The organism is Bifidobacterium aemilianum (assembly GCF_003315635.1).
Lineage (GTDB): Bacteria > Actinomycetota > Actinomycetes > Actinomycetales > Bifidobacteriaceae > Bifidobacterium > Bifidobacterium aemilianum.
Genome location: NZ_PDCG01000001.1, coordinates 215184 through 234371 on the forward strand (window position 1 = coordinate 215184; position 19188 = coordinate 234371).

A 19188-nucleotide genomic window follows, 5' to 3' on the forward strand; every position below is an offset into this window, starting at 1 on the left:
TCCCTCCTTAGGCGTAGGGCCTGTCCGACCAGTCGGTGATACACCAGTTGATACGGTGCAAGCCGCCCGTGTGCGCATTGAAGCGAGCGTTGAAGCCGCCGTTATAGTCGCAGCTGATGACGTCCAGCTGGTCGCCTGAGGAGCACATGGCATAGCCGGTCATGTGCGTATCCTGCCAGCCGTGGCCGAACAGATCCTGGATGCGGGCAGGGCTGGCCAGCTGCACACCCTGACGGGAGCCTGCCGGGACATTGACCACCATGGTGCCAAACCGTTGGCGGGGCATGGTGGATACCTGGTCCTGCACGTAGCTGGCATTGCGCAAGACCCGGAAGATGGGTACTGGGGTGCCTACGCTTATGCCGTCTATCGGGATACGGTACAAGGGCATATCAGATACGCTGACGCCACTCCAGATAGGCGAGTCGTGATGGGCCGGGTCGGCGGGCGTGCCACTGGTCGGCGTGCCCTTGATGGCGATGATACGCGCCGACTCTCTACCATCGGAGGCCTTTTCGTACCGGCATACGATGAGGTCGTTGCGCTTGACTCCCTGGCCACCCGAGGTGATTGTCACCTGGGTGGGTGACTCGCAATGTACGTAGCGTCCGTTAAACATGAGTCCTCCGGCACCCAGCACGAACGTGTTGGCGCTGCTCATGGTGCCGCTCAGCTCGTCGCCGACACCACTGAGCACGTACCGGTCACCGCCGATAGCCCCTACGTTTTGAGCGCCTATCTGGGTGGCACTGACATGGGGTTTGCCCGAAAATCCAGTTACCAGCTCACAGCTCATGACCGGCCCTCCTTGCTTTTATCGTCAGCGACTGTCGGCTGGATCATCCAACGGTTGAAGTCACTGTCCTGGCTGACGGCCAGGTTGCGGTAGTCTCGGTAGCACACAGCGCACAGGAGCCGTTCGGCCTCGACCCCGTCTGATGTGTAGCGTCTGATCTGCCGCCAGTCGCTACGCCTGGGGTCGTCGCCCGTCAGATAGGCCGCTTGGTGACAGCGGTCACACTCGTAGCGGGTAATGTTCTCAGTCTTAGCCATTGTTTAATGGATCCTTTCGTAAGTCCATGCGCCCAGGGTGGGCAACTGCTGCCATATACCGCCGTATGTGGCGGCCGGGTTCGTGCCGGTGGTGTTGGTCACAATGCTGCCCACGGGGTGGGTGGCATCAAGGTTCGTAGTGGGGATGATGGCGCTGAGTGTTCCGTCAGTGCTGACGGTCACGCTACGCCCGTCGGCCTTGACCCCGCCCAAAGTGTCGGTGGTGGCCACCGGCAGCTCGTAATGGGCGGCCTGGGCCTCCCGCATGGCACGGTCGGCCGTGGTTCGCGCACCATCGGCAGCGGCTTGGGCCTGCCGGGCAGCCTCGGTCGCCCGACCCGCATCGGCCCTGGCTGCCTGGGCGTCCTGCCGGGCCTGACCGACACCGGCACTCAGGTCCGACGCGGTCCGCAACGCCTGGTCTGCCTGGTCGGCCACAGGTTTGAGCGTGGCCGGGGTGACCTGAGCGGCAAAAGTATTACCAGTCAGAGTCAGCCCATCGCCCGCATAGTAGACACGGCCTCCCGGCGTGCTCTCAGCACTACCCGACAGACCCGACGAGGACCGGTCGGCCTTGCCCGCCTCATAGTCCACGCTCATCACACCACGCGACACCTTGACGATCTTCTTGCTGATCGTGGCGTGGACGCTCAGGCCGGTGAGGTTGTCCCTGCCGGTCACCGAGTCGTCGATATCGTAGGATTGGCCGTCGCGCACCACCACCCTGACCTCGCCCTGGCCCTGCAGCTCCCTGAGCTTGTCACGGGTCTTCTCGGCCAGCTCCTCCGCCTTGGCATTGGAATAGTCATAGATGGCCACCACCTCATCCACCCCAGTCAGAGACTGGGTCTGAGAGACCTGACCATTCTTATCCGCATACCAATCCGACCGGGCACGATCACGCAGCTCACCCTCGCCAAGCCCTATCAGATGATTGACCGGACGCCAATTGCGCTCACTCTCGAAATCAAGCCGGTCGGAGTCGACCGCATCCGCATAGTCGGCCACCTTGCGGGCACTCAGCCATGTGATACCATCACGCCGCTCGACATGCAGCTTGCCACCACACGTCGAGAGCATCTTGCGCACTCCCGCATACAGGTCCGTATACCGGTCAAACTGATAGGCGGAGACCCGCAGCCCGCTGTCAGCCGCCTCGGCCCGCATCAGGCCGTCAAGGCCCACCCGGGCCAGCAGACGGGCCAGGACCCGGTTCGCGTCCCCGGACTCGACGAGATAATCCTTACCTGGGTCAGGACACAGGATGCGCTCAGCCAGCAGGCCCGTCCACGTAGGACCCTTATAGGTCAGCACCGTCGCATCCCCACTCTTGGCGGTCTCCACCCGGGAGACCAAGCCCCCATACTCGGTGCCGTCCATATACACCAGACAATCCTTGGACAGACGAGGCCCGGACGGGAAGGTCAACGTGAAATCATTCTCATCGGCCCCATAGGCCAGGTCCAGGTCATAGTCCTCCAACGCGCCCAGGTCACACCCCGAAGGGTCGGTCACTATCAGATCCATGGCGGCGCGCTCCTCTCCTCGTATACCGTCAGATCGAACCCGAAGTTCTGCGGCCAGCTCACCTCACTGGACCCCGGAGGCACCGGCTGGAAGATGTACTCGCCACGGTCCCTGCCACCGCCACGATGGCCCGCGGCGAAGCAATCCGTCCTATCACCATCGGGACCGGTCAGCACGATGCTGCGCCCCACCCCATCCACCGTCAGATAGCCGCCCGCCGGCACACCCACATCCACCTGATAGCGGTTGACCCCGATCATGACGTACGGATTGATGGCCGGCCCATAGACCACCAGCCTGACCGGAGAGGACACCAGGGAGTGATTCCTCGCCCAGGAGACGAGACTCCCCGGCGCATAGTCGTACGGGTAGTCATAGGGATAATCCAGATACTGCGCGCCCGGTATGAGAGCCGGGTTGTATGCGGTGGTCGTGCCCCTGCGCCACACACCATCCAGGAGGACTACCGTGATGGTGGATTGGATGATAGTGGGCAGTATTTCCTGCGGTTCGCTTTTGACCACGATCGCGCGACAGGACCACTCATGCTTATATATAAGCAGTCCAGGCTTGTTGGAGGCCACGTCAGCATCAAACAGGCACTCAGCACGGTCTAAGTCAGCTCGTTCAAGAGCCGTGAGGGTGCAGGTGGCTTCCCTTGCCTCGCGTGTCAGGCCGCTCAGAGAGCGCAATCCTATGCTGTATGTCCATTGCCTGGACCTCAGGCCGTTCGCGGTCCCCACATGTAGACTGCCGGCATCCAGATGCACATCCTCCCGGACGTTGGTTCCTGGACGGTAGATCAGGTCGTCAGACATATTTTCTTACCAACCTTCCCAGGTCACGGTCGCTGATCCCCTCGGGTATCGCATCGGAAAGGATCAGTGGCAAAGCCGCCTGCAGGTCCCGTATGGCCCTGACCACTTCCTTGTCCGCCTTCACTCCATCCGCGGGTGGGAGCGGGCTGTAACCATGCGTCAAGTCCCTCGAACCGTCACGCAGAGCCATGGCATCTGCTGCCGGGGCACGCGAGACCGACTTTCTGGCATCCAGCCCGTAGACCCCGATGCCCGAGGAGAGCTGCCTGCTGGCCTGGTCCATGAGCGCACCCACGCTGGAAACCAGTCCCCCACTGCGCTCGTCAATGCCCTGGGAGAGTCCGTCGACGATGGCGCGACCGGAATACAGGGTCCAACCATGTCCGCTGAATGGTCCCTCCTTGGCTGGCGAGTGGGGCAGGAAGCTGGAGATCTTGTCCATGACACTGCTTATGGCCTTGCCTGCATTGTCGATCATGCCCATGATGCCGTCGATGAGGCCTTGGACAATGGCCCTGCCGGAGTCCTTGAGCCAGTCCTTGGCACCGGAGAAGTATCCGCCGATCTTGTCCTTGATGCCCTTGATGGTGTCCAGCACGTTGTTCACGCCGTTGGAGGCCGCGTTCTTCAGACCGTCCCAGATGGACGCGAAGAAGGATCCCAGTCCGTTCCACACACTGTTCCATACGTTGCCGATGATGCCGAGTGCGCCCTGTATGGCGGCACTGATGGCGTTGAGGGAACCAGACAGGAAGCTGGTTATCGCCTGCCAGACACCGGAGAATACCTCCTTGATGCCCTGCCAGGCCAGGCCCCAGTTGCCCGTGAACACGCCGGTGAGGTAATCGACCACTCCCTGGAGTATCTGGACCACTCCCTGGATGATGCCGCCGATGGCCTGGATGACGGGCGTAAGCACCGCAACGACCGTGTTGATGACCTGGGTGATGACCGGCATCATGGCCGTGATGGCCGACACGATGGCCGTGATGACCGGTATCAGGGCTGAGACGACCGTGCTGATGAGGTTGGCGATGATGGGCAGCACGGTGGAGGCGATCATGCCGACCAGGCCCGTGATGACCGGCATGACCGCCAGTATCCCCGTCATAACCACATTTATGACGGGTGCGAGGGCTTGGAGTATCTGCGCCCCGAGCTGTATCAATGTGGACCCCAGCTGCATGATCGGCGGAAGTATCTGCTGGAAGGTCTGGGAAAGGGTCGTCAGCAGTTGGCTGATGGCTGGCATGCTGGCCTGGAAGGCCTGCCCCCACGCATTGACAAGTCCACCGATGGCAGCTCCAAGGTCAGCCAGCGGCCCCTTGACGTTGGTCAGCGAGGTCACCAGGCTGTCGAGCAGCACGGAGACGATGGGCATGATGGCCTCGAAGGCGGGGCCGATCACGTCGGCCAGGCCCTTGATGGCCGGAGCCGCCACATGCGCCACGGACGAGAGGGCAGAGCCCAGCGAATCCATGAGAGACCCCAGGGCCGGCAGCACGGAATCCCATGCACCCTGCACGCCGTCCCATGCTTTGGACAGGAACCCTGTGAACGAGGACCAGGCAGCCTTGCCGGCGTCCGTCTGAGTGAAAAACAGAGCCAATCCGGCGGCGACCGCCGCTATGGCTCCAGCGACAAGACCCCACGGACCCAGTTTCAAAGCCTTGGACAACCCAGCGATACCGCCACCTGCCCGCCCGGCTGAGGATGCGAGGCCGGATATTGATCCGGCGGCCTTCCCCAGTGCGGATACGGTGCCGCCCACGTCGTCTCCCAGTATCTTGACATCGGCGCTGAACGTGGAAAGCAGACCGATAAGCCCAGAACCCTCTCCGAGATCTAGCTTTACATTGCCTATCACCCCGGCCAGGTCCGAGAGTCCATTGACAGCGCCGGTGATGCCCTGGGCAGCCTTGAGCGCCGTGTAGCCGGCAGCGATGGCTCCCAATCCGGCGGATACTCCGCCTGCGTGGTCGAGGACCCATTGCAGGCCGTCGGATACGGTCTTGATGGCCGATGCCACCCCGTCAGGCGGCTGGACCTTCACCCAGTCGACGGCCTTGTTCTTCAGGCCGTCAATGGTGCCTGAAAGGACCGACCAGGCATTGCGGAAGCCGTCCAGGGCGTGGGTGTCGTCGAGCTTCTGGTCGAGCTGTCCCAGCCACCCCTTGGCGAAGGTGACCGTGGAGGCGGCCGAGTCGCCGATCACGTTGAAGGACGAGGAGAACGAATTGACCGCCTTGGCGATGTTCTCGCCGCCGAACGCGTCGATGACCTTGGCGACGTTGTTCTTGAGCCTGGTCTGCAGGTTCTCGAAACTGGTGGCGATGCCGTTGGTGGAGTCACGGGCCTGCTGCTCGAAGCTGGCGAAGCCGTTCGCGCCCTCCTTGTCCAGATGGATGATGGCATCGTTGAACGCGTCGAAGCTGATCGTCCCTGACTTCATGGCCTTGTAGAGGTCCATGGCACCGGCCTTGGGGCCGATCATCGCTTTGGCTACCTGGTCGAGCTGGCCTGGCATGGCCGCCTGGACCGAGCGCCAGGCCGCCAGGTCGGGCTTGCCCGCCGCGAGCATCTGGTTGTATTGCTCCAGGGCGTTGGCCTGCAGGGTGGTGCTCTTGCCACCGGCCAGGAGCGCGTCGTTGAGGGCCAAGGATATGTCGGTGGCCCTGGACAGGGACCCGGTGACCGGGGCGAGCTGCTGGACCATGCCGGTCATGGCGTTGAGGCTGGTGGGCAGCCCCTGGAGCTTGTCGCTCATGCGCTTGACCTGCTCGGACGCCTCCTGGGAGGAGTAGCCCAGGTTCCGCATGACCTTGGGGAAGTTGTTCATGGTGTCCACACGGGACACCGCGCCGCCGATGCTGGAGCTGATCAGGTCCATGGCCTTACTGGTGACCGCTGAGGCCGCACCGATGATGCCTCCCTGGGACAGCAGACCGGAGGCGAAGCCCTTGCCGGCCCTGGCCCCACCAGCGTTGCCGGCCGAGCCGAAGGCATCCGAGATGGCCCGGCCCACGCCCTGCATGGAGGGGACTATCTGCACGTAGGCGTTGGCGAGTGTTGCCATGGCTTTCTCCTTGCTCTGGGTGTGGGCCGTCAGCCTCTGGGCAGTGCGAGCATGGCCAGCATCCGCTCCGGCTCCATGCTTTGGATGTCGTCGTCCGGCCTGTCTCCCGGGCGTGGCGTGGCACCTTCCCACCTGGCGTTGGGCCGTTGGGATTCCTTGGTCTTGGTCCAGGCCAGGAAGCCCACGGAGTCGGCGATGTTGGCGAGCAGGTGTCGGTCCGCCCCCCAGGAGGCCTTGGGGTCGATTCGTCCCCAGGTGAGTGCCTGGTCGGGGAGATTGGCCGCCAGGTCGGCGGCCCTCCGTGGGCGGATCGATACGCCCAGCTCGTCGAGGTCAAGCGTGTAGAAGCGCTGGAAGTCCGCCCGCAGCGAGTCAGGCGCTTGGGCCATCATCGCGGCGAGCGTCAGGAGTTTGGGGCCAGCTCCCCGAATACCTCATTGATGAACTCACCGACCCTCTCCATGGGAATGCGTCCGCTCTGGGGGTCGCGCAGGACGTTCTTGGCCTTGCCGTAGGCCGACCCGCACAGCTTGCGGAGGAAGGGCACGATGTTGAGCGCGCCGCTGCCCTGGCCGTCCTCCTGCTGTGAGTGCTCGATCTCGTAGAGGTACTCGGTCATGTCAAGGTCGTCGAAGATGGCCGGGTCGATGGTCAGGTCGACACCCATGGCGGTGATGTCCTTGGTCTGGTCCTTGGGCTGCTTGTGGTCCTGTGGCTTGGTGGCTGCCATGATGATGCTCCTTAGTTCTTGGCCGACTTGGTGGCGGGTGCTGATGCGGCGATGGTGGCGATGTACTCCATGGAGCTGCCGTCCTCAATCTGGTCGCTGGGGTTGGCGGAGATGGTCACGTCGTATCCGATGGCATCCGAGGCCGAGTAGGTGATGTCGCCGGCCTCGGAAAGGGTGCCGTCGGCGATGACGATGCGCTTGACCCTCCTGCCTGTCAGCACGATCTCCAGCACATAGACATGGGGGTCGGCGCTGGGGGCGGTGTGCTTGACCTTGATCTTGTCGCCATCCACGGTCACGTTGCCATCGCCGTAGCGGACCTTGAGGGTCTCGCCGTTGGTCTCCAGCAGCACGAACTGGTAGGTCTCGCCGTAGGAGGAGATCTCCTTGACGACGGTCCCGCCGCCCATCTCCTTGACCTCGGTGGTGTCGGTGTCTGTGGCGTTGGTGATGCCATCCTCGGCGACGAAGCCCAGGCTGGTGAAGTCGTCGCTCAGCGGCGTGGTCGCATCGGTGGGGACCTTGGTCCCCGCCGGTGCCCGGTAGATGACTCCGGCGACCATGGGCTTGCCCAGGCTCACATTGTTCTTGTTGTTCTTTCCCTTGGCCATTGCTCGGCCTCCTTGCGTTTGTTTCGGATATGGAAAAGCCGCCCTTTCAGGCGGCTGCGGTGACGTGTGCGCTGATTTGGTAGCGGTGGCGGAACGGCGGACCGGGGTCCGGCATGTTGGCGATGCCCAGGATCTCGACCGAGCCGACCTCGTCGACCTGCCACATGTCCAACAGGACCGGGGCCACGACCTCGTTGGCCAGGCGCGAGGCCTTGGCCCTGGAGGTGTCCCAGACCTGCACGGCCAGGGTCGCGGTGGCCAGGTGATGCTCCAGCGTGGCTCCGGTCTGCTCCACGGTTACGAAGCGGTCCCGGCGCGGCTCCCCGACACTCAGCGAGACTGGTATGCCCTGAAGCTCATCGGCATGGGAGAGCCAGTCGACGGCCATGATCTCGATATCGGCCATCAGTCGGTGCCTCCCATGCCCTTCAGGAGCGTGTTGCGGCTGGCGTTGTCGACCCTGGCCTCGTAGTTGCCGGTATGCACCAGGGCGATCGAGCCGTAACCGCTCGGCTGGGCCGGGACCGCCTCGTAGACGGCCTTCTCCTTGCCTTTGAGCCTTTCGCACCGTGCCGCCCACGCCTGGGCCTGCCGGTTGAGCTCGGCCTGGACCGTGGGATCCCGGCGGTATTCGCGGAACCCCTTGTTACTGATCTTGACCCTGGTCATCCCTGGTCTCCTTGCACTTGGACCACGAGGTTCCACCTGGTGGGGCTGGTGCCGGGCCGATACGGCCTGGGGTCGCCGACCACGGTGTACTCATGGCCGCCTATGGTCACCCTCGCCCCCTTGAGGCTCCTATAGGGCCATTGGCGGGGCATGTAGAGCGTGTAGGCGACCTGCACGCCGTCCGGGTCGGTGGACTCGTCGCTGTTGGATTGCGATCCTGGCGCTATGAGCACATGGCCCACACTCTCCGGGGCGTCGTCCTGCCAGATGGTGTCATGACCATCGTCCTGTCCATGGGGGCTGCGGGTGGTGATGGTGATGGTCTCTCCGGTCAGCCGGTCCATGGCCCCACCACCGTCCCGGACTCCACGCTGATGCTGAAGGCTCGTTGCCTGCCCTGTCCCAGCCTGGCCTTCTCCGACTTGGTCAGATACAGGTCGCCGGTTGGGTTGGAGTAGGTCCAGCTCTGGCTGAATGGACCAGCATTCTCCTGTCTGGCAGACAGTCCTGCCGAGTCCTCTCCCGCTATCATGGCCCTCTTGACCATTGAGCAGGCGATGGATCTCCGTGTCTCTTCGGAGGCCTCGGCCCATCCGGGACAGGTGTCCCGGATGAGCTGCGAGGCATCCTCCAGCAGCGTGTCTGCCAGGGTTGCATCCATCATGTTGGGCCAGCGGTCCTTCAGGTCAGAGGAGGAGGCGAATGCTGTGCGATCCTCCGCCATGTCACTTACCTGACTTGGGAGCCTGAGGTCCAGCCACGGTCAGGACGGCGTGGGCACGCTCGTTGCCATACTCCAGACCGATCTCGCCGTACAGCTGCACCTTGTCGGAGGCACCGGTCTTGGCCAGGGGTTCGGCGAAGAAGTGGCCCTTGCCGGGGATCTCCAGGAAGACGGGCGAAAGCTGCTCCATGGAGCAGACGATCAGCTTGTCCTTGGGCACGTTGCGGTCCAGCATGATGTTCAGGCTGCCGAAGTCCGTGACGATGGTATGAAGGTCCACGCCACCGACATTGCGGGTGCCCTCCTCGTACTTGGCGTCCGTGATGAAGGCGCGGGTCAGGGCACGCTTGAGGGTGCTGTTGACAATGATGGTGCGGGTCTCCGACTCCTGGAGGCCGCCGTTGTCCCAGGCCTTCTGGACGAGGTCCAGCACGGTGTCCGCATCCAGGGTGGCGGCGGTCTTGGTGGTGGTCATCGTGTTGGTGACGATGGCCTCCAGCAGGCCCTTGGTGCGCCGGGGAGCGGTGTTGTCCGACGGGTTGTTGAAGGTGCCCGTGATGAAGGACTTCTCCACGTCGCGGGCGATCTGCTTGAGCTGGGCAGAGATCTGGTATGCCATCTCGCTGGCGGGGATGGTGATGTTGCCGATCGTGACCATGGCGTCGCCGTCGGTGGTCAGCAGTCCGGTGGATGCCTGGCGCGTGTAGCTCAGCTCCACGGCCTCCTGGTGGATCTCGACCACGTTGCGGTCCTTGTAGCGCTTGCGCAGCTCGCTGTCGGGGGCGTTGGCACCCTCCAGGCGCTGCCTGTTGTCCTCGGCGTCGCGCAGGTCGTCGCCCTGCCACTCGAAGAGAGGGGCGGTCACGGCCTTGCCTCCGGTCAGGCCGCCGATGGCGGACAGCAGGGGCGTGTCCTCGGGGGTTGCCGAGAACAGCTCTCCCGTGTAGTTGGGCAGATTGTATGTGGTTCCTTGTCCGACGATTCCTGGCATTGTTTTCTCCTATCGTTTGTTGGTGGAGGCCTGGCCGAGCTGCATGGCCTTGAGGACCATGGCGGTCTCGCGGTCGTTGTTCTTCTCGGCCTGGGCGATCTGCTCGCTCAGGGGCACGCTGCCGTGCTTGCCGGGCGTGATGCCCACGCTTGGCGCGTATCCGGCAAAAGGACCGGTTTCGGCCTCCTGGTCGTTGTCATGGTTTGGTAGGTACTGCTTGAGGGAGTCGGCGTGCGCCTGGATCTCCTCAAGGGTCGAGCCACGCAGCAGCTCGGCGGGGACTCCGGTGTCCTTGGACACCTGGGCCCTCCACTCGCCCTGCTGTTTCTCCGTCTCATACTGGGCGACCTTGGCCTCCAGCTCCTTGGTGTGCTTGGCGGCCTTCTCCTGCTCGGTGAGCTGGGACTCCTTGAGCTTGGCGAGCTCCTCGGCGGCCTTCTTGTTCTCCTTGGCTCGGTTCTCCCATTTGCGGGCCTCGGCCTTGATCTTGTCCAGCTGCTCCTGCAGGTCCGTCTCCTTGGCTTCGGCGGTGCCGTGCGGCTCCTCCTTGGCTTCGGTGCCGTCCTGCTTGGGCGGGGTCGATTGGGGCTGTTCGCCCGAGCCGTCGGTCTCCGTTCCTTCCCGGACTATGGTCCTGATCCAGGGGCGGATGCCGGTGTGGGTGAGATGGTTATTCATGGTTCCTCCGTTTCGCCCGTGCGGGCATAAAAAAAAACCACCCGTGCGGGTGGTCAGGGAAATTCATTGCGGCACATCATCGTGCCAGAAAATTAAAAAGCCGTCGGTCATTCCCCAGAACCTTGCCCTTGCGGACTATGGGGGTAACGGGAGCCCCGACGACTTGTCGTCCATCCTAGTCGCGCTGGAGCAGTTTTACAAGCTTGCCATCCTCGATAATCATGATCTGGCGTAACCTCCCCTCGACCCTGGCGAGTCGGTGCTTGCAATCATTGATGACCGTTTCCGTCTCGATGGGGCATGATGTGAGGTCGACGACCACGTTCGGGCTCTGCCTGCCGGCTTTTCTCAGGATGTTGTTGATGGTGTTCTTGCCTGATCCGCGCGGCGTCTTCAGCTCCCAGGTCTCGCCGTCGAGGGTGAAGTCGGGGTTGCGCCTACGCATCTCGTTGACCACCGGGTTGGCGGTGACATGGTATCCCATGGCTGCCAGCTGCTCGGCGGCACGTCTTTCCACGGCGTTGAGCGATGCCCCATCGGGGACATGCAGCGAGCCCTTGGCGGCCGGTTTCACGTCCGCCTTGGCAATGGCCTGTGTGCGAACATTCAGCCCGTCCTTGTAGCGGTCGGGGTAGAGGATGCGCAGCTGGCGGGCCACCTCCCTGTCGGAAGCGCCTGGCCCTCCGGCCGCGTCGAAGGCGGCCTGGTAGCGCTGGTACATGGCCTCGGGGTCATAGCCTTCGACATGGGCCCTTTCGCGGTCCCATTCGGGCACGGCCTGGCAGTCGCACCGGTCGTGGTAGAGACGGCCCGAACCGTGGCGTTCAAGGGCTGTGGTCTTGGAGTGGTAGACGAAGCCGCGTGAGCACATAATCTCGCACCAGGCGCAGGTCCTGGCACCGGTGGGTACCCTGGCGAAGCGAGGCTTGGCCGGGTCGTGCATCACGTTCAGGCCGATGGTCTCCCGGCCTGAGTACGCCACCCAGCGCTGCAGGGCACCCTCGAGCCAGGAGGCGAACTCGTCGTCCCCGCCATCGGCGAACAGGTCCTTGGCTCCATACCGCAGGCGCTCCTGGATTGCCTCGCCAGGGAAGGGGTCGGCGGTCAGAGCCTCGTAGTCGCCTGGCACCTGTTTGGCTCGGGTCTCCTCGTACCATTGGGCGGCTGCGGTGGCGGCTATGTCGCCGTACTTAGCCGCCAGTTGGGGGATGCGGTCCAGGAGTATGTCACGCTGCCATTCCGGGCCCATTCCCTTGAGGCCCTTCAGCAGGCTTTTCATCTCCGCTGTCGCCAGGGCCACGGTCCTCTGCTGGGCCTTGCTCAGCCTGGTCACGTCCGCTCTGGTCGTCATCGCCTTGGCCTCCGCTCAGTCTGCCCAACACCGTGTCCAGCTGGTCCTTGGCCTCGTTCCTGCGCCTCTCAGAGAGCAGACGGCTGATCTGCTCGTCGTTGAAGCCGACCTGCTCCAGGGCCACCACGGTGTCCGCCATCCACGGGAAGGCGCTAATCAGCTTGATCATCGCATCCCCAGCGTCGATGACGCTCGGCATGGCCGGGTTGCGCCACTTGACCTCCAGGCTCCTCAGCTCGTCCGTTGGCTCGGCCAGGCCGTCCCTCAGCATCACCATGTCCTGGGCGATGCGCTTGAGGGCAGACCCATAGGATCGGTTGGCCGCCGAGCAGTCCACCACCAGGTCCTTCTGGGCCGCCATCATCGCCTCGGCGCTCTGCGAGTTCTCCGCCACGATGCCCAGGGAGGACACCGGCACGTTGGTCTCGCCGGCGAACCGGGCCGCGAGCTGCTGCAGCTGCATGATGTGGGGCTGGACGCTCTGCTGGCCTATCTGCTGGAGGGAGGGCACGTCGCCCTCGTCGTCCTTGCTCACGGCGTTGATGCGGCCCAGCACCATCTCCCACATGGGAATGGGATTGCCCTGGTCGTCCGTGAAGCTTTCCGGGTCCGCCCCCATCAGGAAGAGCTGGGGGGCTGAGTAGAACTCGGCGCTCACCTCGGTGCGCAGCACGGTCCTCATGGCGTCGTCCGTGATGCTCATGACAGCACGGGAGACCACGGACCTGCCGAACGGTCGGTCTATCTCCGGCCGGTAGGTCAAGGACTCGACCGGAACACGGCCAAGGCCGTGCCTGGTGGCGGATTCCACATACCAGCCGGTGCCCTTGCGGCAGGTGACGATCTCCTCAGGGGTGAACACGGTGATCATGGTGGGGGTACCGTAGGAGTCCACGTCGTTGACGACCATGGCACCCTTGAGGGCCCTGCGCCTGAAATCCCACAGGGCGCTGGACCATTCAGCCGAATGCGGCATGACCAGCACCGGCGGCTCCCCGGAACGCTCGTCGCCACGGGTGACCGATAGGAAGGAGACGCTGTGGATCATGCTGGAGCGGATGGCCTGAGGAATCTCCACGTCGAAGCGGTTGTCGGCCATCAGGCCGGACAGGTCGAAGGGGTCCTGCGGCATGGTTCGGCTCACGAAACCGTCGAACATGCACCGTTCGGCATGGGCGCTCACGGCCTTGTCTGGCCAGCCCACGATCTCCTCCATGTCTCGCATGGAGGGCGGGATGCTGAAACCCACATGGTCCAGGCGGTGCTTGCCGTCCACATAGGCCGAGCGCAGCAGATTGCGCGAGCGTTTGCGGTTCCAGATGACCACCAGCTGGGCCAGCAGGTCGTAGGTGTCCTCGTCTATGCCCTGGATGTGCTCTGGCAGGTTGAATCCCAGGCCGGAGCGGCGGTAGTCGCCCATCAGCACGTCGCTCATGCCAGCCTCACCATCCTTTGCTTTCGTCCCGGGTGCCGTCTGCTGGTCCTTGCCGCCCAATAGGCGTAGGCCACGGTCTCCACGGGTGTAGTGTCTATGTTCTCGGCGCTGGACTCGTAGCCGAATCCGCCATCGCTGCCTATGCGCCGGTGCTTGGCATGGGCCACGGCGTTATCCAAAGCATCCTGGCGGATGCGGGTGAATGATTGCTCGTTGATGCCCTGCTCGAACATGCTTGTGGCGTCCACCATCTGGCCGCTGCCCGGGGTTCGGATGACCCGTTTGCTGACCCCGGCGTCGACCAGCTGGTTGACCAGGGTGGAGGAGCCGACCCTGCCGTCTATGACGATGGCCAGGCCCATGCGCCAGCGCTCCAGGCCGTCAGGACCCTGTGCGGTCAGCCAGTCGGCCAGCCATTGGGTTCCATAGCTCATGGGCTTGTACTCCAGCAGCTCCACATGGGGCTTCATGCCGGTGCCCCTGTCCGGCCTTCGGCAGGCGGCAAGGCTCACGTTCCTGCCGTCGGGGCTGAACTTGACCGCATAGGCCACCGGCCCCTCGGTCGCAGGCTCCTCGGTCAGGCAGGCCTTCCAGGCCGCCAGGTCGATGTCCGTGTCGGAATCGGCCTCGTCGTTCCACCAGCCAAGCCGTTCGCGGGCGAAGCCGTCCGGACTCATCTTCTGCAGCTCGGACTCGACCACGGAGGCTATCAGGCGCGTGCCCAGCGAGGGGTTGGTGTCGGCCCAACGCTTGCGGTCGGACACATCCCCTATCTCGCCCACGCCCCACTCGAACCAGCACAGTCTCTTGGACTTGCCACTGTGGGCGTTCCTGCGGATGCGGTCGAACACCGTTCCAGGGGACGAGGGAGGGGTGGGCGTGCCCGCGTAGATGGTCATGGGGTTGCCGCTGGGCGCGGAGCTGATGGCCGGCTGTATGGCCTCCATCTGTTCGTCGGTCAGCTCCTGGGCCTCGTCACACACCAGAATGTCGGCGGTGTAACCACGACCCGAACTCTTGGAGCGGGCGATGAACTCTATGCTCCCGCCGTTCTTGAGGACGATGGCCTCCTGGCCGTTCGTGTTGCGGATGTAGGCCACCAGGTCGGACAGTTCGGGATACTTCGCGTTCTCGAAGTAAGCCTTCATGCGGATGAAATGCTTGCGGCAGGTCTTGACCTCGTGGGCCGTGTGCAGGACCTTCATGCCCAGCACGGCGGTCACATGCAGCTCGAAGATCTCCGTGACCGCGTTCTTGCCGTTCTGCCGCGGCACTGCCAGGCCACAGTCCGAGGCCGACCACAGGCCGTTGCGGGCCACGCCCAGCCAGCCCTCGACAACCGTCCTCTGCCACCGGTCCGGCACCATGCCATAGCCGGCGGCCAGGTCGCACGCATCCACGCCCTCGGAACGGGCGTGGCGCGGCACCACGCTGAAGCTAGGTTCCTGTCTTCCTTTGAGCCTTGCCACCATTGACCAGCCTCAACTCCCTGCGCCTCATCGCCTTTTGCAGGGGTGTCTGCGCACCCCCGGCATTGTCCTTTTCGGCCTTTGTCTGACTCACCGGAGATGCGGCCAGGGCCTTGCGCAGCGCCCGTATCTCGGCACTGGCCTGCTTCATGGTCGCTATCTGCGGCATGGGCTTGAGGTCGCCCTTCTCGTTCTCGTAGGCGACCTGGGTGGATCCACCTGCATTGATCTCCTTCATGCATTGGTCAAGGACCGCATACCAGGAGCACAGAGTCATCAGGTCGGGGATGTCGGACTCACCGTAGTCATGGTCCGCGGTCAACTCGTCCCACTTGCGCGACTGGAACTCGTCGGAGGCTATGGACGGCGGTTTGTCAAGCAGAACAGCCACCTCCTCGACACCTCTGGTCGGCTTTGCGGATAAAAAACGAACATCGGGGGGATACAGGCACTATGCCCCGGGGGTGCTGGGAACCGGGGGGTAGGGGGACCCGCCCCCCCCATAATGCCGGTCACCATGGCTGCGACAGCGGTATTGATTGGGTCAATGTCGCAGTTTTGGCTTGTTTCAGCGGCCTGTTGCCTCTTGACTCATTGCACCGAAGGTGCATGAGCCGACAGTTATCGAGCTTGAATGCGCTGCCGCCTTTGCTGATGGGCACGATCTCATCAATGCTCGCGCTCCTTGGGTCAGGATGCTTGATGCTGAGGTCGATGGCTTGTCCGCATGCTGGGCAGATTGGATGTCCGCCGCTTAAAGCTATGAGCCTTTGCTTGATCTTGGCTCGGGCGGCTCCATTGCTGCGCCTAGGGTTTACTGTGCCTGCTGGTCTTGCCATGTGGAGGTGGGTGGGATCTGGGTGATTGCGGTCCATGCATTTTGCGGATAGGCCGCTATGGTGCGGAAGTGGCGGCCCCAGAGGGTGAGGGTGCCGGTCTTCTTGTCGATCCGGTAGCCCTTGGCGGTGGGTAGCTCGGTGGGGGCTTGGTTGGGGTGGGATACGTAGTACATGGGACCCTCCTGGTGTTTTGTGTGGGACTGCCCGGCTCGCGTCCATGGTGGTCTGAGCGTGGATGGCGTGGCCGGGCAAGAGGGATGCCCGCAGCGAAAGTCGAGTGAAAGACTGCGGGCAAGGATTACTGACGGTGCCGGCTGACGAGGACCGGCAGGGTCCGAAGCAGATACGGCGAAGGCCCCCGGAGTTGTTCTCTCGGAGGCCTTCACTAATGACATAGTCATCATAGCACACTGCGGCTTCAACCTACAAATCATTGGGTTTTGCTCTGGGCCAATTCGACCAGCTCACCCACCAGCAACTCGTAGTATCCTCCCTCCAGCCTCTCAGCATGAAGCTTGCCTCGCAGTAGCCAGTTGGTCACATCCTTGCGCGTGACCTTGATGCCGGTGTGCCTGGTGACCCATTCCGCGGCTCCCTTGGGTGTCTGCGTGGTGTGCATCCGCTCCCACTGCTCACGGGTCTCCTGCCGCATGCTGTCGAGGTCGAGCCAATGCCCGCATTTGCAGACGGCCCCGTGCTCGTCCGTGTCGGCGGTCACGTCATGCCCGCAATTAAGGCAGCGGCCCACGAAGGGCTTGACCCGTTTGCGCTCGGTCCGCTCTTCGATCCGCTGGTTGAGATGCACGATGGTGCGGTAGGACTCCCCCGCGCTCGCCACCTGGCACAGCTGGGCCATCCTGCCGAGCATGGCCGGTATCAGCTTGCCCCATGCGGCCCATAGGTTGATGGTGGCGGCTATGTCGTAGACCCTGCGCTGGATCTCGTCCTCCAGGTCTCCGGCCCCAAGGTCGATACCGGCGGGTGCAAAGCCGTCGCCGGACCCTCCACCTTCGCCCAGCTTGTACTTGCGCAACTTTTTCGACTCCAGCTTGCGCAGGTTGATTCTCAGGTCGTGCAGCTGTCTGGCGTACTCCTTGCGGCACTTGTGGCATATGTGCCAGCCTGGGTTGAGCTCGGCACCGCAGGTCTGGCAGTTGCTTGTCTCTCTCGCCATCTAGGCGCATCCCTCCTCGTCAGCCTCGGTGTAGTACACGTACTCCAGGTCGGAGTCGTCCAGCAGCCGGGTCAGCTCACTGGTCCAGTCGGCCACCGGGATACGGCTGAGCTCCCCGCAGGACAAGTCACCATTGCCGATGAGCATGTAGGCCAGGGCGAAGTCCTTGGGTGCTCCCGACTGCTCCATGGCCTGGTCCCATTGGTCCACGGTCACGGCACCGTAGTCGCCGAGCCTGTAGATGCCCTCTCCGGGCCTGAAACCGTCCGACCGGCACTCGGGTAGGAGTCGGTCGTCAACGGCTTTGTAGAGGCCCTCTATGTGCCTCTCAGAGACTCTTCCGCGCCCAGCCTTGGCCAGCACCGCCACAGTCAGCAGCGAGCAGGCTGGTATGGTGAGCACGCCCAGCAGATACCCGAACCAACATCTCATGACTCCTCCTTGCTGATTACCGCCCGTATCTCGTCCTCGCTGGCGCTGACCAGCGGGGCAATCTCCTCGACCGTGTAGCCGGCGGAGTGCCACCGGCGGATACGCTCCTGCAACGTCTTGCTCACTGTCCTGCCTCCCGTCCCAGTACGTCTGCGAGGCTCCCGGCCCCGGCTCGTGTTTGTCCCCTACCGATGAAGTGGTGGACGACGGGCTTGCGCGGCTTGGCCGGTGCCGGCTCGATGGACAGGGTGCTGGCGGCCTCCACCGCCAGCATTGCCGCCTGCTCCACGCTCATGCCCCGCTTGATGGAGGAGATCAGCGTCCTGCGGTAGGCCAGGTATCTGCCGCACTCCCCCAGGTCAAGACCCGATCGGTCCATGAGCCTGCCTATCTCGGCCTCTGAGGGTATGCGTTCGGCATGCATACTGCGGACCATGGCGTTCACGTCAGCCGCCCCCATCCACCTGCCCGAAACGCTCGAGTAGAAGCGTCGGACCGCCTCGATGGCCTCCTGGAAGGTGATGGACGGGTTGAGTTCGCTGTGGAAGTTCTGGGCCTCGAAGTCATCGAACGGGGCGTTGCCGTGATGGCTGCGGATGTTGGCGAACACCAGCGTGGCCTCCGATAGCTTCATGATCCGATCTCCTTCCTCGCTGCTTGCTCCTCTGCCCGCTCCAGCGCCAGCGCCCTTTCGACGACCTTCCGGTTGTGGTCCAGGTTCTGCTGACTGCGGCTCGGTCCCGGTCCTCCCCCGCCGCCGGCCCTGCGCTCAGGTAAGGGCGGGTTGGACCAGCAGTCACCCCGCAGCCAATTCGCCATGCTCTTGACGTAGGTCAGGTCAGAGGGCAGGTTGGGGTCAGTCGCGTACTTCTGAACACCTGCGTAGATGACCGCGAACGAGGTGCGTCGCTTGGCAGCCTTGAAGGCTTTGAACGCTTCCCGCTTGTCGGTCTTCTTCGGGTAGGCCGTCCAGCACTGCTCGAACTCCTGGGTGTACTCGTCGAACTCACCGCCCCCTGGGGGGCTATAGGGGGATTCATCTTTAGATGAATCTTCTTGTGTTCTTGTGTTCTTGTGTTTAGTCCGATTCAGTTCACTTTCATCCGGATGAATGTCGGATGAAAGTGAACTGAATCGGCGTTTTCTGTAGTTTTTAGAACTTTGCTCGCGTTTCTTCTCCACTTGAGCGCGCCGACTGTTGTGTTCGGTGTAGTCATGGATGACATAACCGCCGTTGCCGTCAGGCTCCAGCATGTCTACCGCACACAAGGCATCAATCTCCTCGTCGCCGATGCCGAGCACATAGTGCAGGTCACGGTCACTGATCCGACCATCGGTGAGATTGTCCGAACAATACGTGACCGCGAAAACGAACGCGCCCAAAGCCGACGGGCAGATGGACCTGAGTTCACGAGCCTTGCCGTTGAGGTAGAAGTCGTTCTTGAACTTCGCATATCCACGCCTAGCCATCGTTATCTCCTCTCTCTGGAAGCCATATCCATCCACTATGCTCACTGGCCGATGGGTACCTTCCAGGATCATGGGATCTGGGCAAGAAACGGGTTGCAACCAGGTAAAACCTCATCTTTTGCCTCCGATCCATGCGATGCC

Annotated in this window: 25 protein-coding genes; all 25 read right to left on the reverse strand. The window is 63.2% G+C overall.

The features are described from left to right. Window positions 1–7: 7 nt before the first annotated feature. Window positions 8–796 carry a hypothetical protein gene (locus CRD60_RS00875; protein WP_113859426.1) on the reverse strand — a complete coding sequence of 263 codons (789 nt, stop codon included), beginning with the start codon at window positions 794–796 and terminating at the stop codon, window positions 8–10. Next, entirely contained in the window at window positions 793–1053 is a 261-nt protein-coding gene (locus CRD60_RS00880; protein WP_113859427.1) for a hypothetical protein, read from the reverse strand. Before CRD60_RS00880 ends, CRD60_RS00875 begins: the two co-directional genes overlap by 4 nt. Before the next feature lie 3 nt (window positions 1054–1056). After that, window positions 1057–2580, reverse strand: a complete 1524-nt coding sequence (locus CRD60_RS00885; RefSeq protein WP_113859428.1) for a hypothetical protein — start codon at window positions 2578–2580, stop codon at window positions 1057–1059. Then, window positions 2571–3104, reverse strand: coding sequence for a hypothetical protein (locus CRD60_RS08605; protein ID WP_127975598.1), 534 nt, complete (start codon window positions 3102–3104; stop codon window positions 2571–2573). Before CRD60_RS08605 ends, CRD60_RS00885 begins: the two co-directional genes overlap by 10 nt. A gap of 286 nt (window positions 3105–3390) precedes the next feature. Then, a complete protein-coding gene (locus CRD60_RS00895; protein WP_113859430.1) occupies window positions 3391–6474 on the reverse strand; it encodes a tape measure protein in 3084 nt (1027 codons plus the stop codon). Between the two features lie 29 nt (window positions 6475–6503). Further along, window positions 6504–6866, reverse strand: coding sequence for a DUF5361 domain-containing protein (locus tag CRD60_RS00900; RefSeq protein WP_113859431.1), 363 nt, complete (start codon window positions 6864–6866; stop codon window positions 6504–6506). 11 nt (window positions 6867–6877) lie between these two features. Further along, a complete protein-coding gene (locus CRD60_RS00905) occupies window positions 6878–7204 on the reverse strand; it encodes a hypothetical protein (RefSeq protein WP_113859432.1) in 327 nt (108 codons plus the stop codon). A gap of 11 nt (window positions 7205–7215) precedes the next feature. Next, on the reverse strand, window positions 7216–7815 hold the full coding sequence (locus CRD60_RS00910) for a phage tail tube protein (protein WP_113859433.1): 600 nt from the start codon (window positions 7813–7815) through the stop codon (window positions 7216–7218). A 46-nt stretch (window positions 7816–7861) separates the two neighbouring features. Next, window positions 7862–8221 (reverse strand): hypothetical protein, encoded by a 360-nt coding sequence (locus tag CRD60_RS00915; RefSeq protein WP_113859434.1) that lies wholly within the window; start codon window positions 8219–8221, stop codon window positions 7862–7864. Beyond that, on the reverse strand, window positions 8221–8484 hold the full coding sequence (locus tag CRD60_RS00920) for a hypothetical protein (protein ID WP_113859435.1): 264 nt from the start codon (window positions 8482–8484) through the stop codon (window positions 8221–8223). Before CRD60_RS00920 ends, CRD60_RS00915 begins: the two co-directional genes overlap by 1 nt. After that, on the reverse strand, window positions 8481–8828 hold the full coding sequence (locus CRD60_RS00925; protein WP_236630752.1) for a hypothetical protein: 348 nt from the start codon (window positions 8826–8828) through the stop codon (window positions 8481–8483). Before CRD60_RS00925 ends, CRD60_RS00920 begins: the two co-directional genes overlap by 4 nt. Then, a complete protein-coding gene (locus CRD60_RS00930; RefSeq protein WP_113859436.1) occupies window positions 8816–9208 on the reverse strand; it encodes a Gp19/Gp15/Gp42 family protein in 393 nt (130 codons plus the stop codon). The genes CRD60_RS00925 and CRD60_RS00930 overlap by 13 nt, the downstream gene beginning before the upstream one ends. 1 nt (window position 9209) lies before the next feature. Next, window positions 9210–10199, reverse strand: coding sequence for an SU10 major capsid protein (locus tag CRD60_RS00935; protein ID WP_113859437.1), 990 nt, complete (start codon window positions 10197–10199; stop codon window positions 9210–9212). Between the two features lie 9 nt (window positions 10200–10208). Further along, window positions 10209–10877, reverse strand: coding sequence for a hypothetical protein (locus CRD60_RS00940; protein WP_113859438.1), 669 nt, complete (start codon window positions 10875–10877; stop codon window positions 10209–10211). A gap of 175 nt (window positions 10878–11052) precedes the next feature. Continuing rightward, window positions 11053–12210: a VG15 protein gene (locus CRD60_RS09315; RefSeq protein WP_113859439.1), complete on the reverse strand. Its 1158-nt coding sequence runs from the start codon at window positions 12208–12210 to the stop codon at window positions 11053–11055. Next, window positions 12104–13663, reverse strand: a complete 1560-nt coding sequence (locus CRD60_RS00950) for a phage portal protein (RefSeq protein WP_113859440.1) — start codon at window positions 13661–13663, stop codon at window positions 12104–12106. The genes CRD60_RS09315 and CRD60_RS00950 overlap by 107 nt, the downstream gene beginning before the upstream one ends. Continuing rightward, on the reverse strand, window positions 13660–15093 hold the full coding sequence (locus CRD60_RS00955) for a terminase (RefSeq protein ID WP_236630753.1): 1434 nt from the start codon (window positions 15091–15093) through the stop codon (window positions 13660–13662). Before CRD60_RS00955 ends, CRD60_RS00950 begins: the two co-directional genes overlap by 4 nt. A gap of 7 nt (window positions 15094–15100) precedes the next feature. Further along, a complete protein-coding gene (locus tag CRD60_RS00960) occupies window positions 15101–15523 on the reverse strand; it encodes a P27 family phage terminase small subunit (protein ID WP_161522150.1) in 423 nt (140 codons plus the stop codon). 121 nt (window positions 15524–15644) lie between these two features. Further along, entirely contained in the window at window positions 15645–16007 is a 363-nt protein-coding gene (locus CRD60_RS09350) for an HNH endonuclease (protein WP_407923149.1), read from the reverse strand. After that, window positions 15947–16144, reverse strand: coding sequence for a hypothetical protein (locus CRD60_RS08720; protein ID WP_161522152.1), 198 nt, complete (start codon window positions 16142–16144; stop codon window positions 15947–15949). Before CRD60_RS08720 ends, CRD60_RS09350 begins: the two co-directional genes overlap by 61 nt. Before the next feature lie 257 nt (window positions 16145–16401). Then, window positions 16402–17145: a hypothetical protein gene (locus CRD60_RS00970; RefSeq protein ID WP_113859444.1), complete on the reverse strand. Its 744-nt coding sequence runs from the start codon at window positions 17143–17145 to the stop codon at window positions 16402–16404. After that, entirely contained in the window at window positions 17146–17577 is a 432-nt protein-coding gene (locus tag CRD60_RS00975) for a hypothetical protein (protein ID WP_113859445.1), read from the reverse strand. Then, on the reverse strand, window positions 17574–17702 hold the full coding sequence (locus tag CRD60_RS00980) for an antitoxin (RefSeq protein ID WP_113859446.1): 129 nt from the start codon (window positions 17700–17702) through the stop codon (window positions 17574–17576). Before CRD60_RS00980 ends, CRD60_RS00975 begins: the two co-directional genes overlap by 4 nt. Then, window positions 17699–18211, reverse strand: a complete 513-nt coding sequence (locus CRD60_RS00985) for a hypothetical protein (protein ID WP_113859447.1) — start codon at window positions 18209–18211, stop codon at window positions 17699–17701. The genes CRD60_RS00980 and CRD60_RS00985 overlap by 4 nt, the downstream gene beginning before the upstream one ends. Continuing rightward, window positions 18208–19047: a hypothetical protein gene (locus CRD60_RS00990; protein ID WP_127975599.1), complete on the reverse strand. Its 840-nt coding sequence runs from the start codon at window positions 19045–19047 to the stop codon at window positions 18208–18210. The genes CRD60_RS00985 and CRD60_RS00990 overlap by 4 nt, the downstream gene beginning before the upstream one ends. Window positions 19048–19188: the final 141 nt, after the last annotated feature.

Bases quoted from the DNA above. Each gene is read 5' to 3' on its own strand.
- CRD60_RS00935 (WP_113859437.1), bottom strand. From the start codon at position 10,199: ATGCCAGGAATCGTCGGACAAGGAACCACATACAATCTGCCCAACTAC.
- CRD60_RS09350 (WP_407923149.1), bottom strand. From the start codon at position 16,007: ATGGACCGCAATCACCCAGATCCCACCCACCTCCACATGGCAAGACCA.
- CRD60_RS00880 (WP_113859427.1), bottom strand. From the start codon at position 1,053: ATGGCTAAGACTGAGAACATTACCCGCTACGAGTGTGACCGCTGTCAC.
- CRD60_RS00900 (WP_113859431.1), bottom strand. From the start codon at position 6,866: ATGATGGCCCAAGCGCCTGACTCGCTGCGGGCGGACTTCCAGCGCTTC.
- CRD60_RS00940 (WP_113859438.1), bottom strand. From the start codon at position 10,877: ATGAATAACCATCTCACCCACACCGGCATCCGCCCCTGGATCAGGACC.
- CRD60_RS00885 (WP_113859428.1), bottom strand. From the start codon at position 2,580: ATGGATCTGATAGTGACCGACCCTTCGGGGTGTGACCTGGGCGCGTTG.
- CRD60_RS00930 (WP_113859436.1), bottom strand. From the start codon at position 9,208: ATGGCGGAGGATCGCACAGCATTCGCCTCCTCCTCTGACCTGAAGGAC.
- CRD60_RS00910 (WP_113859433.1), bottom strand. From the start codon at position 7,815: ATGGCCAAGGGAAAGAACAACAAGAACAATGTGAGCCTGGGCAAGCCC.
- CRD60_RS00895 (WP_113859430.1), bottom strand. From the start codon at position 6,474: ATGGCAACACTCGCCAACGCCTACGTGCAGATAGTCCCCTCCATGCAG.
- CRD60_RS00985 (WP_113859447.1), bottom strand. From the start codon at position 18,211: ATGAAGCTATCGGAGGCCACGCTGGTGTTCGCCAACATCCGCAGCCAT.
- CRD60_RS00950 (WP_113859440.1), bottom strand. From the start codon at position 13,663: ATGAGCGACGTGCTGATGGGCGACTACCGCCGCTCCGGCCTGGGATTC.
- CRD60_RS08720 (WP_161522152.1), bottom strand. From the start codon at position 16,144: ATGTACTACGTATCCCACCCCAACCAAGCCCCCACCGAGCTACCCACC.
- CRD60_RS00875 (WP_113859426.1), bottom strand. From the start codon at position 796: ATGAGCTGTGAGCTGGTAACTGGATTTTCGGGCAAACCCCATGTCAGT.
- CRD60_RS00905 (WP_113859432.1), bottom strand. From the start codon at position 7,204: ATGGCAGCCACCAAGCCACAGGACCACAAGCAGCCCAAGGACCAGACC.
- CRD60_RS00925 (WP_236630752.1), bottom strand. From the start codon at position 8,828: ATGGACCGGCTGACCGGAGAGACCATCACCATCACCACCCGCAGCCCC.
- CRD60_RS00975 (WP_113859445.1), bottom strand. From the start codon at position 17,577: ATGAGATGTTGGTTCGGGTATCTGCTGGGCGTGCTCACCATACCAGCC.
- CRD60_RS00990 (WP_127975599.1), bottom strand. From the start codon at position 19,047: ATGGCTAGGCGTGGATATGCGAAGTTCAAGAACGACTTCTACCTCAAC.
- CRD60_RS00920 (WP_113859435.1), bottom strand. From the start codon at position 8,484: ATGACCAGGGTCAAGATCAGTAACAAGGGGTTCCGCGAATACCGCCGG.
- CRD60_RS00970 (WP_113859444.1), bottom strand. From the start codon at position 17,145: ATGGCGAGAGAGACAAGCAACTGCCAGACCTGCGGTGCCGAGCTCAAC.
- CRD60_RS00915 (WP_113859434.1), bottom strand. From the start codon at position 8,221: ATGGCCGATATCGAGATCATGGCCGTCGACTGGCTCTCCCATGCCGAT.